Below are 15,118 nucleotides of genomic sequence, written 5' to 3' on the forward strand. Positions count from 1 at the left end.
GGAGGTTTTTTATGAATCTGTGGAAGGATATTGAACCTGGACCATCAGTACCAGAGGTAGTATATGCAGTTGTTGAAATACCCAGGGGTTCAAGGAACAAGTATGAATACCACAAGGACCTCGAGGCATTCGCACTTGACAGGGTACTCTACTCACCGGTATTCTACCCTGCAGAGTACGGTATAATACCCAGGACTCTCTATGATGACGGCGACCCCATGGACATCATGGTACTCATGGATGAACCAACATTCCCTGGATGCATCATAGAGTCAAGGCCCATAGGCCTTCTCAGGATGATCGATGGTGGGGACCAGGATGACAAGATCTTGGCGGTGCCCGTGGAGGACCCCCACTACAGTGATGTTAATAATATATCAGACCTACCTGAACACATCCTGAAGGAGATAGCACACTTCTTCCAGGTCTACAAGAACCTTGAAGGTAAGGAGACAGAGATAATTGGATGGGAGGGCGCCGAAAAGGCACTTGAAGCCGTAAACCACTCCATAGAGCTCTACAGAGAGAAATGTATGGAGTAATCTTTTTAATGGGGGATCCCATTGTATTATATAACAAAAATTGTTGATACAGTCAGAATACCTCCAGACCGCTTTGAGGAGCCACTGGAGGAGGTTGCCATAGAGGTTCTCAACGAAACCTACGTTGGAAGGATGGACAGGAACCTCGGCCAGATGATAACCGTAAAGGAAATAGAGGACATAGGAATCGGAAAGGTCATAATGGGTGACGGCGCTGCCTACCATGAGGTGACATTCACAGCCCTCTTCTTCAAACCAGAACTCCATGAGATCGTTGAGGGCGAGGTAATAGAGATTGCAGAGTTCGGAGCATTCGTGCGCATTGGACCGGTGGACGGTCTTGTGCACGTTTCACAGGTTACAGACGATTACATAACCTATGATGCCAAGAAGGGCTCCCTCACAGGTAAGGAGACAGGTAAACGCCTGGATGAGGGCGACCTTGTAAGGGCAAGGATAGTCGCCCTGAGCCTCAAGGGCCGAAGAGAGGGCGTGAAGGTTGGGCTCACCATGAGGCAGCCCGGTCTTGGTAAATTCGAATGGATTGAAGAAGAGAAGAGGAAGAGTAAAAAATGACTGAGAAGGCATGCACAAGGTGTAAGAGAATCACCAGCGACGAACGCTGCCCGGTCTGCAATGTTCCAGCATCCACCAACTGGAGCGGACTGCTCATAATCATAGATCCAGAGAAATCAGACATAGCCAGGGAACTGGATATAAAACTTCCTGGTGAATACGCACTGAGGGTCAGATAGTGTACATTCTACCGGGAAAACTCAGGGCAGAGCTCAAGAAACCCCTTGGAGAGCTCCACGAATCCTTCAGAAACATTGACGTGGGGGATTCGTTTCTCATAACGGTTGGTGATGTCACAACACGCAATGCACTGGAGCATGGCCTGAAACCGGACATCAGCATAATAGATAACAGGATCCAGAGAAGGGATTCTGACCATGAATTCAATGACACAGCAACCATTATCAGATCCACAAACCCGCCAGGTACCATAACAGAGGACCTCTGGAACTCCATCAAAAAGGCCATAGATGGGGCCAGAGCCGGTGAACGCTTCATGATAGTCGTTGATGGAGAGGAGGACCTGGCTGTTTTACCATCAATCTTAATGGCCCCGGCAGACACCGTCATCCTTTATGGACAGCCAAATGAGGGTGTTGTGCTGGTGAGGGCCATGGAAACACGGAAAAGAGCTGAAGAACTCATAAAAAACTTTGAGGAGGCATAGAATGGAGATCAGAATAATCGAGGAAAAGGAAAACCCACTCTTAAATAGAAAGGAGATAAGGTTCGAATGCTTATATGAGGGTGAATCAACACCAAAGGTCCTTGATGTTAAGAACAAACTCGTCGCAATGCTCGACGCCGATAAGGACCTCCTTGTGGTCGACAAGATCGACCAGGGATTCGGCGAGGCAAGGGCCTCAGGGTACGCCAAGATATATGATTCAATGGATAAACTCACCGAGATAGAACCTGAACACGTCATAAAGAAGAACACAGAGGCACAAGAGGAAGAGGAGGAAGAATAGATGAAGAAGTTCGAACTCTACGAGGTAAAGGGGGATAAACTCGTAAGGAAGAACCCCTTCTGTGTGAGATGCTCAAACGGTGTCTTCATGGCTGACCATGGGGACAGGTACGCCTGCGGTAAATGCGGATACACCGAATGGAAAAACAGGGAATAGGTGGAAACTTGAACCTGAGGGCTGGCAGATTAAAGAGAGGTATGGAGGATGAGGCAGCGGAGTTCACCTCATCCCTCACATTCGACCACCACATATTCGAGGCGGATGTTGACTGTAACATTGCACACACAACGATGCTGGCCCATGAGGGTATAATACCTGAGGAAGTGGCAGATAAGATCATAGAAGCCCTTGAAACCCTCAGGGAGGAGGGTGTTGAGGCCCTTGACATGGACCCGTCGGTGGAGGATATCCACATGGCTGTTGAGAACTACGTGACAGCCAGGATAGGTGAAGAAGCAGGGTTCATGCACACAGGTAAATCCAGGAACGACCAGGTTGCAACTGACCTTCGCCTGGCCCTGAGGGAGAAGATAAAAATAATCAGCCACGAACTCCTTGATTTTATTGATAGGATAGCTGAAATGGCACTTGAGCACACAGGGACTGTCATGGTTGGCTACACCCACCTCCAGCATGCCCAGCCAACAACCCTTGCCCACCACCTCATGGCCTATGCCCACTCCCTGAAAAGGGACTATGAGAGGCTCCAGGACACCCTGAAGAGGATTGACATCAACCCGCTGGGTTCCGCGGCCATGACAACCACAACCTTCCCGATAAACAGGGAACTCACAACGGAACTTCTGGGGTTCTCTGATTACATGAGGAACTCCATGGACGCGGTGAGTGCAAGGGACTTCATAGCGGAGGCAATATTTGACCTCTCAGTGATGGCGGTGAACCTCAGCAGGATCTCAGAGGAGATGATACTCTGGAGCACCTACGAGTTTGGTATGATAGAGATCCCTGATGAATTCTCATCAACATCATCGATAATGCCCCAGAAGAAGAACCCTGACGTGGCCGAGATAGCCCGGGCAAAGACCTCCACGGTTCAGGGGGCACTATTCTCTGTACTTGGAATCATGAAGGCCCTCCCCTACACCTACAACAGGGACCTCCAGGAGATCACACCCCACCTCTGGAGGGCCACCGACACGGCACTGTCAATGATCCGTGTCGTGAGGGGGATGCTCCTGGGCATCAGGGTTAACCGGGAACGGGCACTTGAACTTGCAGGGGCCAACTTTGCAACCGCAACGGACCTTGCAGATATCCTTGTCAGGGAGCGCGGCATACCCTTCAGGGTGGCCCACAGGATAGTTGGAAGGCTGGTCACAAGGGCCATTTCTGATGGTCTCAGGCCCTCTGACATAGATTCAGAGTACCTTGATGAGGTGAGCCTTGAGGTCACCGGGAAGAGACTTGAACTTGACCAGGAACTTGTGAGAAGGGCCCTTGATCCACTTGAGAATGTCAGAATGAGGATGGTTCCAGGTGGACCGGCACCTGAGATGGTCAGGGCGGCCATTGATGAAATCAGAGCCTTTGTGGAGTCTGAGAGGACAACTTAAGGGTTATTTTTTTCCAGTGGCCAGAAATTTTATATATTGGCGTATTAGAGGGGCTTTTAAGGGTTATTTTTTCTCACTGAGCAGAAATTTTATATATCATTTTTGACATATAGTTATTACATGAAATCTGAAACTGAAACAAGGGTTGTTGGACTTCTGGCGGTACTCATCGGTATACTGATGATAATATACCCTCAGCTTGTCGGGTATCTGGTTGGTGTGTTCCTCATAGCCTACGGTCTTCTCAAGATATTCAGTTAGTTCTCCGGGAGCCGCAGATACTCCATACGAGTTCCAGGGCCTCACCGGGTTCAAGAACACCGGCACGGGTCTCCCTGAGGACTCTCTGGATTGAGTAGCGCCTCATATGAGGATATCTACGATGGACCTCCCCCAGAAGGGGACAGCCAAACCCTGAAGCGGCCCTGAGACCATAAGGGGATACAGCGGACTTCAGCTCCTGCTTTGAGGCTGCAAAGAGCGCCGGTAGATTAACACGGAGTATACCATCGGTCACCTGGAGGGAACCGTATCCTGTTGAGAGGAGATCACCGAATATCACAGTATCAATTCCCTCATTCTTTATTTGCTCCATGATGACTTCCTCAATCATGGATGAGCACCTGCCGCAGGGGTGGAACCTCCCCTCGAGTGCAGCCCTCTGAAATTCACTGAAGTCCATGCTGATGTACTCGTGCCTCACCCCAAGGGAGGCTGTGAGTTCATCAACAGCCCTCCTGACGTGGCCAGGGAGTACTATGGTGCCGGGGTCAGCAGTGAATGCAGCAGGTTTTAAACCAAGTTTAACGGCCGCTATGAGTGAAAATGAACTGTCAGTACCCCCTGATAGTGCCACAGCAGTGTCGGGCTCTCTGATGGAGTTGCGGGGTGCACTGTCACTTTCTGTGAGAAAGTCAAGTCCCGCCGGGTATTCAAGGCGTTTCTTCAGCGGTTCCTCAAGCAGGGAGAGCACCCTGAAGGATTTCCTGAGTTCAGCCAGTCGCTCAAGTGCAAATTTAACCCGTTCCCTCCTCATGATGAGGTCAATCTCTGATTCAACGTGGATCCTCCTGATACCAAGTCTCTCCCGTAGCCTGCCCACAACCCATCCACCCTTCCCTATTATGATGGACTTATCTGAACGGTCAGGTGCGACTATGAGGAGCTCGTCCCTTTCCCCATTGAATATGACCTTGGCTATCCGCACCTCTGTATTCTCATGGCCTATCTCGGATCTCACTTCCCTTATGAGAACCGCAAGTTCATCTGCATCCATAGAATCCTTCCCGGGATTATTCACCTAGGTGAAGTACCTTTTTATGGTCTGATTAAATGATGGATGATCTGCATGAAGTAAAGTATATTATAGATACGGTCAATATTTAATATAAAGAGTGGATATGGATTTCATCTCCAGGTAGTACCTGAACTTTAATAAAACCGTGTTGGGGGATGTACAGGCAAATGCCAAACATTAAAAGCCTTCTTTTTGGCGATCAGGAAGAAGAATGGGGTTATAAAAGGGAAAGTGAGAATATAATAGTGGGGTATGGCTACAAGAAGTTCAGTAAACCCCCTGTTATAGGTAAAAACCCCCTTCTGCGCTCAAACACCGTGATATACAATGATGTTACCATAGGCGATAACCTCAGAACCGGCCACAACGTCCTAATAAGGGAGAAGACGACCATAGGTGATGATGTACTCATAGGTACAAACACGGTCATTGAGGGCCACTCAAAGATAGGGAGCAATGTCAGCATCCAGTCAAACGTGTATCTGCCCAAGAACAGTTACATAGAGGATAACGTCTTCATAGGACCCTGTGCCTGCTTCACCAACGACCGTTACCCCATAAGGGTCAAGTACAAACTCAGGGGCCCCATAATAAGGCAGGGGGCATCCATAGGTGCAAACTCCACCTTCCTTTCCAGGATCGAGGTTGGTGAGGGTGCAATGGTGGCAGCAGGGGCGGTTGTAACAAGGAACGTGCCCCCATGGTCACTGGCAATCGGTGCACCGGCCCGTATAAAGGCACTTCCTGCCAAGCTTAGGGTTCCCAACAATATTTAGTTTTGTTTCTTTGTATTAACCAGTTATCTTTCCAGTCTGCAGTGACCTCTAGTGATTGAATGAGTTATTCTCTCCTGTAGAGCCCCACTATCCTTGCCTCAGCAAGTACATGACCCTCCATTGCCTCGAGGACGTCCTCCTTACCAGCCCCGGGTTCAAGGTCCAGCATGGTGTCAAGGGCATAGAGTTTGAAGAAGTACCTGTGCACACCGGATGGGGGGCAGGGGCCCCTGTAGCCTAGGGTTCCAGAGTCGTTGTAGCCCTGGACTGACCCATCTGGTAGCCTCCCCATTTCTGGAACATTCTCATCAAGGCCCCCTGTGGCGGGGGGTATGTTGAATATCACCCAGTGTGTCCACACCTTTGAGGGTGCATCAGGGTCGTCACATATGAGTGCAAGGGACCGGGCCTCCTCAGGTACACCATCCCAGGAGAGGGGTGGTGATATGTTTTCACCATCACACGTGTACCTGGAGGGTATCCTTCCACCATCATTGAATGCACGGGTCTTGAGGTTCATGGTATCACCTAACAGATTATATGTTTCCTATCATTAATTATTATTATGGACTACAAGGTTAACTCGGTATCTGATAACAGCGTCTTCGTTGAGACGGAGTCCTACAGAAGGCTCCTTGAAGCCCTTGAGGTTATCAGGGAGTGCCGCGGCAACATACTCCATGTTGTGGGCGCCCCCGGGACGGGTAAATCAGCCAACCTCTACAGGGGTATCCAGGAGGTGGGGCTTGATGTATATGAAGTGCCATGTAACCTTGAGTCAGCGGATGTGGACGCAGATTATGTGTTCAGGCACCTCTTAGATGAGATGAAGGCGGAGCTCGGTGCAGATAACAGGGGGGATCTTTACAGAAAACTTGCTGAATTTGATGCTGTGGTCTTTGCTGACAGGTTCCATGACAGCCACGATTTCTCAGAGTTCACGGGTTTCAGTCAGTGGACAGCCACGGCGGGATCTGAAACACTGAAGTTCTACCTGAAATGCATTCTGGAGTACATCAGAAACAGGGGTGCATTTGGGAACATGAACATAATCTTCCAGACGGCCTGGAGGTTCTACTTGAGGGGTAAAAAGCTGGACATCTTCACAGACATACCCATCCTCTCGTCAGTGCTCTTCCACACCCTCAGAATCCCCTTCAAAGCTGTAAGGATAGATTACACCGTAACTGAAACCTTAAATATAATAAGGGCCCATTCAGGTGCTGATGAGGAAGAGATAAGGCGTTACATAGAATTATATGGATGCAGACCAAGAACTGTTCTGGAGAAGATGAGATCATGCTGAGTACACTCCTACGTTCAACGAGAATGAGCTGGTGTGCAAAGAACATCCACATGTACCTTCTGGCACTCACCTATGCCTCAGATGCAGACCCCATCAGGTTCATTTCAGGACTCTTCACCGTGACGCTCCTCTGGGGGGCTCTCTATTCACTTAACGACTTCACTGACATTGAAAGTGACAGGAACGACCGCATGAAGAGGAGAAGGCCCTTCATAGAGAACCATGTTGAGCCCAGGGAGGTCCTGCTTTTTATAGGCGTCCTTCTCGTGGTATCCACCGTGGTGGCATATATTATCCAGCCGGTATTCTGCCTGATACTCCTTCTCATGGTCCTCAACCAGTTCATCTACACACTCCCACCCCTCAGACTGAAGGACACGCCGCTTGCACCACTTGCAAGTACCGCTACAAACACTGTTCTGAGGCTGGCATCCGCCGCTGTCCTCCTGGGGGGTATTCTCGTTGTCCCGGTCCCGGTCTATGTTTTAATGTACCTTGCAGGTATGGGCACATACCTGATGTACAAGGAGAGAAAGGCCCCGACAACCCTGGTTTCTGTCCTGTTCTGTGTCCTCCTTGCCTGGAGCTACACTGGAGGTTACATCAGTATGCTGCAGGTCCTCCTTGTGATAGTCCCACCCTTCATAGCCACTGTACCACTTTATCTATCCAACTTCACAGAGAGGGAGCGGATGGTGGAGGTGGCTGATCTGATTTACCACAGGGTTCTTGTGGTATTCTACCTGGTATGCATAGCGGTGCTTCTGGTGGGTTAAGATGCTCTTCAGATTTTCTTTTTAGAGTGGAGAATTATTCTGAAAAATCAAATTAGATAAGTTTAGCTAAAATTCTTCCAGAATAGATTAAAAAGATAGTTTGAGTTGGTGGGTTCTTCACTGCCACCCAATATAAAAATTAGAAGAGTTTGCCCAGTTTAATGAGGGCCTTTGGTGAGACCTTTATGAGCTTTTTAACAAGTTCTGTGGTGCTCACCTTCTCAAACTCGACATCCTGGAATGCCTCTGCGATTGAATCGAGTTCACTGTCACTGAGTGTGAGCATGTAGTCCTTGACCTTGAGGTACCTGTCTATCTCCTTCCCGATCTCCTCACGGCAGAGCCTCTCGTATTCACTGAGCCTCTTTTTGCTGACATCACCCTCACTGACCGCTGCAGCAGCAACCCTTCCTGCCAGCATACCACCGGTCATACCGCTTATTATACCGCCACCTGTGAGGGGGTTCACCTGACCTGCAGCGTCCCCAACAACCATGAGGCTGTCTGCCACAAGTTCCTTTGGCATGCCACCAACAGGGTCTCCGCCGATGTTGAGTTCAACAGGCTGGGCGTTCCTTGTTGCCGGGCATGACTCAACGAATTCAAGCAGGTGCTCATAGGCGCTCTTATCGGTCTCTGTTGAGAGAACACCCAGGCCCACGTTGGCGATATCATCACCCTTCGGGAAGATCCAGGCGTATCCACCTGGGGCCACGCTTCCAAAGTAGAATTCGATGCAGTTATTGTCCTCCATCTCCACTCCGACCATCTCGAACTGGGCGGCTGACTCCATGTCCTTGGGTCTTGTGGCTGTGTTGAGGCCGGCCCACCTTGCAACCCTTGACTCGGGGCCGTCGGCTGCAATGACTATCCTGGCCTTTATCTCAAACTCCCTGCCCATGCACTCTGCGCTGACAAGGTATCCATCACCGGTCTTCTCCATCCCGGTTGCAAGGGTCTTCACCATTATCTCTGACCCTGCCCTTGCAGCGTCCATTGCCATGTGCTTGTCAAAGACCTTCCTCTCAAGTATGTATCCTGCCTCTGGCAGCTCCACCTTATCTGAGGTCAGCCATACATCTGTGCCGTTGGGGGAGACCAGACGCACACCATCAAGTTTCTTTGTGATCCAGCGGGGGTTTGGCTCTATCCCCAGGGACTCGAGGCCCCCAACAGAGACCCCCTCGGCACACCTCTTTGGGGCACCTATCTCTGATTTCTTGTCAATGAGGAGTACACTTGCCCCACCCATGGCGGCATGTTTTGCTGCTGTTGAACCGGCTGGTCCAGCGCCAATCACAAGGACATCAACTTCAGTTACCATGTCAATCACCTCTCAAGGGCCCTAACAGGGCACACCTGTATGCATATGTTGCATTCCCTACACTGGTCCTCTGAAAATTTCAGGGAATTCTCCCTGACCTCTATGAGGTTCCGTGGGCACACACCTGCACATTCCCCACAGAACATACACCATTCCTTCACCTTCATGGTTATCAACCTAAAATCAATTCTACAGATCATGAATCTTTAATCATGCGGGTGTTTATACTTTGGGGAGGAAGTATATATATAGTTTCCCAAAAACCCTGACCTGGTAGCCACCTGGCCCACACCATAGTTTCTGATCTTTCAACAGCCTATTATTTATATGTTGAGGGGTGTTGGGATAATTATAAATCATATCCCTGACAATATACTATTATGGGAGGTTGAATATAAAGAAAATTTTATTTCTGTTTCTTGTGGCCGCAACGGTCCTTGTATCTGGTTGTGTGAGTGAGGAGCCACAGTATAAGAGCTTCTCTGACGGAAAACTGAACTTCACATATCCTGCATCATGGGAGACCCTTGACCCTGCAGGGGCGCAGGGGGCCTTCAAGAAGGAGGTGGGAATCTCCAAGGATGTCATAGTTTACCTTGGTAACAGCACCTCAGAGCTTGCAGTTGCAGAGGTAAGTGCAGGCGCGGGTTACTACCTGAAGGATCCTGAAACCGTCAGGAAGGAGATGGCCAGCAATGAGGGTGTTGTATCATCCAGCATAATAAAGGTCGCCGGGCGTAACGCAGCAATGGTGAAGGCCACCGATTCAACGACTCAGACGGTCTTCGTGTACCTGAAACTCAACAGGACAAGCGGCTATGCATTCATGTACAGCGGACCAAAGAATGACGCAACATTTGACTCCATACTTGAGACTGTGAAGTTAGAGTGATCCCATTGGGATCCCTCCTTTTTTATTCCTTCTCACTGGTTATGTGATCTCTCCTTTATGAGCTTCCTCACCTCGCCCATGAACTTTTCTTCACCGACACGTTTCATGGTTGATGCGAGCCTCTCCCTCTGCGGCTTACTTGCATACCTGGTGTAGACCCTGATAACAGCGTCTATGTATTCCAGTATCTCATCAACAGTGTCAACACGGGTCTTTATACCCTCAACCAGTTCCCTACCAGCCTTACCGCCTATGTAGAGTATGTAACCCTCTTCTCTGGCCCTTCTTGCAGTGTGTGGGCACTCCCTTATGCATTTACCGCAGCCAACGCAGAGGTCATGGTTGGTGTAGGATGTCTCACCACGCACGCTTATGGCCTCAACCTTGCAGACCTCGAAGCACCTGCCGCAGCCGTTACAGATTTGCTCAACCGTCTCAGGGAATTCAACACCGGCGACGCCCACATCGTGGATCTGGGGCCTCATGCACCTGTTTGGACAGCCACTCACCGCTATCTTGAACTTGTAGGGTGCCGGCATCTCCCTGAACCTCTCCTCTATGGCACTGCAGATTGCTGTGGTGTCTATGATCCCGCTTCCACAGTTCTCCCTACCTGGACAGGCAAGTGTGGCCCTTACAAGGGGGCCCTCTGAGCCTGTGAGGAGCCCTGCGGAGTTGAGTTCATCAACGGCGTCCTCAACGTCAAAGCCACTCACATCATGGAGCTCATAGGATCCCCTGTTGGTGACCTTGATCCTTGCACCGTATTTTTCGGCGATCCTCACAAGTTCCTTCACCTCTGAGGGGCTGTACCAGCCTGATGGCCGGGCCCTGACCCTTAGGAAGTAGGTGCCATCGGCCCTCCTGGATACACCAGGGTAATCTGAGGTCCAGTAGAAGGAGATGTATTCACCATTCTTTCTCCTTCTCTCAAGTTCCCTCTGGAATCTTTTGAGTTTCAGGTCCCTCATCTTCTCTATTTTTGCAGTGTCTGCACCCTCCATGAGTTCAACCGCACCGACTATTTCAGCGCCCCTCCTGGTTCTCACTATGATGGTTGAGTAACCTTCGGGGCTTCCAGCGGAGCCCACAGAGACGTCTGCAAGGTGGGCGTCAAAGTCCCTGCAGGATCTGCAGCCCTCTGAGATCCTGATGTCCCTGAGGTTCAGGGTTTCCCTCCTATCACCAAGGTCAACCTCAAGTTTACCCCTCCTTATGTTGAATTTTTCAACGTCCTCCATTCTGATACCATTTTCCCTCAGCACCTTTCTGAGGTTGCCATATTCGAATTTCTCGGTGCAGAAGAGGCCTATGAGGTAACGTATCTCAGGGAGTTTCACGGGTTTGCCCTTCCTTCCAAGTTCCAGGTCATGCTTTGCAAGGTAGGGGAAGTACTGGAGTTTTCTGAGGCCGTTTATCTGGCAGGGAAGCCCAACAACCGCTACCCTCTCAATTCCGAGTTCTCCGGCTGTTCTCAGTGCTTCAAGGGTGGATATGCTGTACTTTGACCCGCTTGTTTCCTCAAGGTCCTCTGCCGTCTGCACAAGGAGTGATACAGGTTTCCAGTGTTCGTCACCCACAACGATGGCTCCGTCGATTTCACCCTTCTCAAGGAGGTGCTTTAGGAAAGAGGTCACCACGCCACCGTCCTGGCCCCTGATGGGTCCCCTTCCATGGTAGACCTTTTCCTGGAACTTCTCCCTTATGCTGATCTGATAACCGTCTGAGGAGACCCTGGGGCATACCTCGAAGCACATACCGTGACCGTTTCTGAGGCACTCCTCTCTGAGCTCCGGGCGTCCGTCGAAGGATATGATATTGTTGGGGCATATAACGGCACAGGTACCGCACCTTGCGCAGATTCCTGACTCCACGATCTTTCCAGGTTTCCATTTCCTCTCTGATGGGTACATCTCTGCTATTTTCTCTGGTGGGCCCATCCTCTCCAGGGCCTCGGCTATCACCTCCTCGGTGACATCGGTTTTTCTTGATGCGGCTATTGCCTCTGCACTGTCAAGTATGTGGGTTTTGAGTTCACGGGCAACCTCCTCCCTTTCCTCTGGGGCTAGTCTAAGGGTCGCCCTTTCTATGAATTCATCAAGTTTATTCATTGATATTCCTCCATTATGGTTTCAATTTCATTGAGGGCCTGATTCACTGCCCTGAAAAATTCAAGCCATTTTTTTCTGACCTTCTTACCGTAATCGGTGATTCTGTAATATTTTCTGGGTCTTGCCTCACCTGTCATCCAGCTGCTTTTGAGGATTCCCTCCCCCTCGAGTCTCCTCAGAAGGGGGTAGATGGTTCCCTCTTCGACCCTGAACCCGGATTCTTTGAGTTTCCTGACGATTTCGTATCCGTAAAGTTCCCTTTCAAGGAGACAGACCACTGCGAGCTGTATGGCCCCGCGTCTTATTTCCTTTTCGAATCTTTCACATATGCCACCCATCTCATGACCCTCATATTACACAGATATGTGTTGTGCACATTACTGTGTAGTAAACAGTATATAAGCTTTGTGTCCTCACCCTACACAGATGAATCGTATCAGGGGTAAGGGATAACTGGACACCTGTAACCGGTAAAATGACTCTTTTTGTTCATTGCCATGATGAATGCAGTCTCAGTGATTCAATAACCACAGTTTTATTGTTTTTTCAAAAAATTTTTATGTTTAACCTCCTCAGATAGGTATGAGGTGTTCAGATGGAGTTTGTCCCCTTTAAAAAGGATCTCAACATGAAAAATACTGTGTCCCATCTGATGGGGTTCTTTCTGATTCTCTTCTCATCCGTGGCACTCCTCATGATGGCTGGAGGTGGATGGTCCCCCTGGGACCTCCCCATTCTCCACATGTCTCTTGTGCTGCTTGGTGCATCGATAATTCTCGCCTGCTTCTCCCACAGAAGAACAGCACTTTCCCTATCCATAATGATAATCCCACTCCAGTTCATTCAATTTGCGGGATTTCAGGGTCTGCATACAGTTTTACCTCCACCCCTGCTGGCGGCCTATTCGGTCAGCCTGATTCTACTTATCCGCAGACACTACCATGCCGGGCAGACACTGGCATACATCACAGGAATCATAGCCTATGCCCTGGTGATGACCCACCTCACAGGTGTGGTGGAGGTTGTTGAGGCACTCAGGGTGGACCCCACCATTTCAGCCGAACTCCTCATGGCCGCTCTGGGGTTACTGGGCCTCTATCCCCACAGGGGAGTCACTGAGCCACTCTTCTCAGGAATGATGGGGGGATACACGGCACGGGTGCTCCTTGCAACCATGCTCACAGCCATAACGGTCACAGGAATCCTGATCCTGAGGGGCCGGGACCAGCTACCATTCCCGGCAGAGATATTCCTCCTTTCACTGACAGTGGCGCTCATCATAGTTACCATAACCTTCACAGCCTACAGGCTCAACACAGTTGACCATCAACGCCTCATGAATGAAAGGGGGCTCAGGAGGACACGCAGATTCTTCAGGGATGTGGTTGAGAACCTTGAGGAGGCCGTTGCAGTCATCGATGAAGACGGCAATCCACTGCACCTCAACAGGGCCATGAAAAAACTTGGAATTGACTGCAGATCCATTCATGATAGATTCATGGATGCCAGGGCACCCTCGCACATCAGGAGCCTTAAAGCAGGGGACAGAAACTTCACCGGGTGGTACATTCCCCTGGATGAGGGGGCAATAATCTCCCTCACCGACATAACAGACCTAATGAGGACACAGGAGGAACTCGAGCGGAACATCATGGAGAAGGATGCGCTGCTCCGGGAACTCCATCACCGGGTGAAGAATAACCTCCAGATAATCCTGAGCCTCATAAACATGCAGATAAGATCCGCCGGTGAGGATGCAAGGGAGGCTCTCATCCGGACATCAACCAGGGTTCAGACCCTGGCCGCCATCCACGAATCCGTCTATGGGCTGGGGAGCCTTGCAGAGGTGAAGATGCATGAGTGCATAAGGAGGATAGCAGAAAACCTCAGATCAGTATTTGATGCACTGGATGTTGAATTCCACATAGAAGCCCCACATACCTTCAACGTTGAGACAGCCATGCCACTGGCCCTCATAGTAAATGAACTGATATCCAACTCACTTCAGCATGCGTTTCCTCAGGGCAGAGGCACCGTGAAGGTTGAAATCAGCAGAATGAACTCAGAGTACTGTCTGAGGGTAATGGATGATGGTGTGGGGTTTTCAGGTGAAAAGAGGATGGGCCTCCAACTTGCACTGAACCTCGCCAGGCAGATAGAGGGGGACCTCAGGATACTCCTCAGGGAGGATGGAGGGGGTACAGAGGGCACTGTACCCTTCAGGGAGCTTCACTACAGGAGGAGACTTTAATAGGTGTGCTCTGTAACATTGATTTCTGCACGTCCTGAGGATTATAAATGTGTCCTGCAACATAACATGGCAGGGGATTCATATGCACGTCTATATTCTCTTTGCACATCCATCCAGGACGTCCTTTTCAGGGGAGGTTCTGGAGGCATTTACAGAGGGCCTCAGTGAATCCGGACACACATATGAGGTGGGGGACCTCTACAGGATGAACTTCAGGTCGGAGCTGAGTCAGGAGGAGTACCTCAGGGAGATCAGCCAGGAGGCGGGGTCACCATTACCAGAGGATGTTATGGAGGAGCATGAGAGGATCGGGAGGGCCGATGCCCTTGCGTTCATCTATCCCCTCTGGTGGAGTGACTGCCCTGCGAAACTCAAGGGATGGTTTGACAGGGTCTGGACCTACGGGTACGCCTACTTCTATGAGGATGGAGAGCGGGGTACGAGGATTGATATTGAAAAGGCTGTGGTGCTCTGCTCTGCAGGTCACACAGAGGAAGACCTTGAGGGTACAGGCATTGCAGAGAGCATGCGCAGTGTCATGTTAGGTGACAGGCTGCTGGGGGTTGGTGTTAAGAATGTCACTATGGAGATCCTTGGGGGTATGGTGCCTGGGGATGACTCCTGCAGGGAGATAAACCTCATGAGGGCCCGCAGGGCAGGGAGAAACCTCTGAGGAGAGTATTTCATTTTTAATGGACTAATCTGACCGTGATTATCCTATC

20 protein-coding genes are annotated in these 15,118 nt (G+C 50.2%); 14 read left to right on the forward strand and 6 right to left on the reverse strand.

Going from position 1 to position 15,118, the window contains the following annotated elements:
- The first annotated feature begins 11 nt into the window (after positions 1-11).
- From OXN82_RS02545 to OXN82_RS02580, 8 genes are all read left to right on the forward strand, one after another.
- On the forward strand, positions 12-542 hold the full coding sequence (locus tag OXN82_RS02545) for an inorganic diphosphatase (protein ID WP_321211817.1): 531 nt from the start codon (positions 12-14) through the stop codon (positions 540-542).
- Between the two features lie 30 nt (positions 543-572).
- Positions 573-1,118, forward strand: coding sequence for a DNA-directed RNA polymerase (gene rpoE / locus OXN82_RS02550; protein WP_171770409.1), 546 nt, complete (start codon positions 573-575; stop codon positions 1,116-1,118).
- Complete coding sequence (spt4, locus tag OXN82_RS02555) at positions 1,115-1,297, forward strand: transcription elongation factor subunit Spt4 (protein ID WP_013295534.1); 183 nt, start codon at positions 1,115-1,117, stop codon at positions 1,295-1,297. Before rpoE ends, spt4 begins: the two co-directional genes overlap by 4 nt.
- Positions 1,297-1,785 carry a GTP-dependent dephospho-CoA kinase family protein gene (locus OXN82_RS02560; protein WP_321211818.1) on the forward strand — a complete coding sequence of 163 codons (489 nt, stop codon included), beginning with the start codon at positions 1,297-1,299 and terminating at the stop codon, positions 1,783-1,785. The genes spt4 and OXN82_RS02560 overlap by 1 nt, the downstream gene beginning before the upstream one ends.
- Position 1,786: 1 nt before the next feature.
- Positions 1,787-2,089 (forward strand): 30S ribosomal protein S24e, encoded by a 303-nt coding sequence (locus OXN82_RS02565; protein WP_321211819.1) that lies wholly within the window; start codon positions 1,787-1,789, stop codon positions 2,087-2,089.
- Positions 2,090-2,245 carry a 30S ribosomal protein S27ae gene (locus tag OXN82_RS02570; protein ID WP_013295537.1) on the forward strand — a complete coding sequence of 52 codons (156 nt, stop codon included), beginning with the start codon at positions 2,090-2,092 and terminating at the stop codon, positions 2,243-2,245. It abuts the gene before it with no gap.
- A gap of 8 nt (positions 2,246-2,253) precedes the next feature.
- Entirely contained in the window at positions 2,254-3,663 is a 1,410-nt protein-coding gene (argH, locus tag OXN82_RS02575) for an argininosuccinate lyase (RefSeq protein ID WP_321211820.1), read from the forward strand.
- Positions 3,664-3,783: 120 nt separating this feature from the next.
- Complete coding sequence (locus OXN82_RS02580) at positions 3,784-3,924, forward strand: DUF3096 domain-containing protein (protein WP_171770393.1); 141 nt, start codon at positions 3,784-3,786, stop codon at positions 3,922-3,924.
- On the opposite strand, the gene OXN82_RS02585 is transcribed toward OXN82_RS02580, so the two are convergent.
- Positions 3,917-4,939, reverse strand: coding sequence for an ATPase (locus OXN82_RS02585; protein WP_321211821.1), 1,023 nt, complete (start codon positions 4,937-4,939; stop codon positions 3,917-3,919). The two genes, OXN82_RS02580 and OXN82_RS02585, sit on opposite strands and share 8 nt — an antisense overlap.
- A gap of 188 nt (positions 4,940-5,127) precedes the next feature.
- Here OXN82_RS02585 and OXN82_RS02590 point away from each other — a divergent pair, with 188 nt between their 5' ends.
- On the forward strand, positions 5,128-5,736 hold the full coding sequence (locus OXN82_RS02590; RefSeq protein ID WP_048175191.1) for an acyltransferase: 609 nt from the start codon (positions 5,128-5,130) through the stop codon (positions 5,734-5,736).
- 64 nt (positions 5,737-5,800) lie between these two features.
- Here the strand turns inward: OXN82_RS02590 and OXN82_RS02595 are convergent, their stop codons facing one another.
- The gene (locus OXN82_RS02595) at positions 5,801-6,256 is read right to left on the reverse strand and encodes a YbhB/YbcL family Raf kinase inhibitor-like protein (RefSeq protein WP_321211822.1); all 456 of its coding nucleotides are present in this window, start codon (positions 6,254-6,256) and stop codon (positions 5,801-5,803) included.
- A gap of 45 nt (positions 6,257-6,301) precedes the next feature.
- Between OXN82_RS02595 and OXN82_RS02600 the strand changes: the two genes are divergently transcribed.
- Together OXN82_RS02600 and OXN82_RS02605 are read left to right on the forward strand one after the other, a co-directional pair.
- Complete coding sequence (locus OXN82_RS02600; protein WP_321211823.1) at positions 6,302-7,042, forward strand: ATP-binding protein; 741 nt, start codon at positions 6,302-6,304, stop codon at positions 7,040-7,042.
- Positions 7,036-7,818, forward strand: coding sequence for a UbiA family prenyltransferase (locus OXN82_RS02605; RefSeq protein WP_321211824.1), 783 nt, complete (start codon positions 7,036-7,038; stop codon positions 7,816-7,818). The genes OXN82_RS02600 and OXN82_RS02605 overlap by 7 nt, the downstream gene beginning before the upstream one ends.
- A 139-nt stretch (positions 7,819-7,957) precedes the next feature.
- Here OXN82_RS02605 and OXN82_RS02610 read toward each other — a convergent pair whose 3' ends face one another.
- Positions 7,958-9,142 (reverse strand): NAD(P)/FAD-dependent oxidoreductase, encoded by a 1,185-nt coding sequence (locus tag OXN82_RS02610; protein WP_321211825.1) that lies wholly within the window; start codon positions 9,140-9,142, stop codon positions 7,958-7,960.
- A 5-nt stretch (positions 9,143-9,147) separates the two neighbouring features.
- Entirely contained in the window at positions 9,148-9,309 is a 162-nt protein-coding gene (locus OXN82_RS02615) for a 4Fe-4S binding protein (RefSeq protein WP_013295546.1), read from the reverse strand.
- Positions 9,310-9,530: 221 nt separating this feature from the next.
- Between OXN82_RS02615 and OXN82_RS02620 the strand changes: the two genes are divergently transcribed.
- Positions 9,531-10,034, forward strand: a complete 504-nt coding sequence (locus OXN82_RS02620) for a hypothetical protein (RefSeq protein ID WP_321211826.1) — start codon at positions 9,531-9,533, stop codon at positions 10,032-10,034.
- Positions 10,035-10,066: 32 nt separating this feature from the next.
- Here OXN82_RS02620 and OXN82_RS02625 read toward each other — a convergent pair whose 3' ends face one another.
- On the reverse strand, positions 10,067-12,145 hold the full coding sequence (locus tag OXN82_RS02625) for a Coenzyme F420 hydrogenase/dehydrogenase, beta subunit C-terminal domain (protein WP_321211827.1): 2,079 nt from the start codon (positions 12,143-12,145) through the stop codon (positions 10,067-10,069).
- Positions 12,142-12,483, reverse strand: a complete 342-nt coding sequence (locus OXN82_RS02630; RefSeq protein WP_321211828.1) for a PadR family transcriptional regulator — start codon at positions 12,481-12,483, stop codon at positions 12,142-12,144. The genes OXN82_RS02625 and OXN82_RS02630 overlap by 4 nt, the downstream gene beginning before the upstream one ends.
- 257 nt (positions 12,484-12,740) lie before the next feature.
- On the opposite strand from OXN82_RS02630, the gene OXN82_RS02635 reads away from it, so the two are divergent.
- On the forward strand, positions 12,741-14,396 hold the full coding sequence (locus tag OXN82_RS02635; protein ID WP_321211829.1) for a sensor histidine kinase: 1,656 nt from the start codon (positions 12,741-12,743) through the stop codon (positions 14,394-14,396).
- 82 nt (positions 14,397-14,478) lie between these two features.
- Positions 14,479-15,069, forward strand: a complete 591-nt coding sequence (locus OXN82_RS02640; protein ID WP_321211830.1) for an NAD(P)H-dependent oxidoreductase — start codon at positions 14,479-14,481, stop codon at positions 15,067-15,069.
- The last annotated feature ends 49 nt before the right edge of the window (positions 15,070-15,118 follow it).

Source organism: Methanothermobacter sp. DP (assembly GCF_026692625.1).
In the GTDB taxonomy this organism is placed as follows: Archaea; Methanobacteriota; Methanobacteria; order Methanobacteriales; family Methanothermobacteraceae; genus Methanothermobacter; species Methanothermobacter marburgensis.

Coding starts and splice junctions, on each gene's coding strand:
- OXN82_RS02545 (WP_321211817.1), top strand. CDS start 12: ATGAATCTGTGGAAGGATATTGAACCTGGACCATCAGTACCAGAGGTA.
- OXN82_RS02615 (WP_013295546.1), bottom strand. CDS start 9,309: ATGAAGGTGAAGGAATGGTGTATGTTCTGTGGGGAATGTGCAGGTGTG.
- OXN82_RS02610 (WP_321211825.1), bottom strand. CDS start 9,142: ATGGTAACTGAAGTTGATGTCCTTGTGATTGGCGCTGGACCAGCCGGT.
- OXN82_RS02635 (WP_321211829.1), top strand. CDS start 12,741: ATGGAGTTTGTCCCCTTTAAAAAGGATCTCAACATGAAAAATACTGTG.
- OXN82_RS02585 (WP_321211821.1), bottom strand. CDS start 4,939: ATGGATGCAGATGAACTTGCGGTTCTCATAAGGGAAGTGAGATCCGAG.
- OXN82_RS02630 (WP_321211828.1), bottom strand. CDS start 12,483: ATGGGTGGCATATGTGAAAGATTCGAAAAGGAAATAAGACGCGGGGCC.
- OXN82_RS02580 (WP_171770393.1), top strand. CDS start 3,784: ATGAAATCTGAAACTGAAACAAGGGTTGTTGGACTTCTGGCGGTACTC.
- OXN82_RS02605 (WP_321211824.1), top strand. CDS start 7,036: ATGCTGAGTACACTCCTACGTTCAACGAGAATGAGCTGGTGTGCAAAG.
- OXN82_RS02640 (WP_321211830.1), top strand. CDS start 14,479: ATGCACGTCTATATTCTCTTTGCACATCCATCCAGGACGTCCTTTTCA.
- OXN82_RS02590 (WP_048175191.1), top strand. CDS start 5,128: ATGCCAAACATTAAAAGCCTTCTTTTTGGCGATCAGGAAGAAGAATGG.
- OXN82_RS02570 (WP_013295537.1), top strand. CDS start 2,090: ATGAAGAAGTTCGAACTCTACGAGGTAAAGGGGGATAAACTCGTAAGG.
- spt4 (WP_013295534.1), top strand. CDS start 1,115: ATGACTGAGAAGGCATGCACAAGGTGTAAGAGAATCACCAGCGACGAA.
- OXN82_RS02625 (WP_321211827.1), bottom strand. CDS start 12,145: ATGAATAAACTTGATGAATTCATAGAAAGGGCGACCCTTAGACTAGCC.
- OXN82_RS02595 (WP_321211822.1), bottom strand. CDS start 6,256: ATGAACCTCAAGACCCGTGCATTCAATGATGGTGGAAGGATACCCTCC.
- OXN82_RS02600 (WP_321211823.1), top strand. CDS start 6,302: ATGGACTACAAGGTTAACTCGGTATCTGATAACAGCGTCTTCGTTGAG.
- OXN82_RS02565 (WP_321211819.1), top strand. CDS start 1,787: ATGGAGATCAGAATAATCGAGGAAAAGGAAAACCCACTCTTAAATAGA.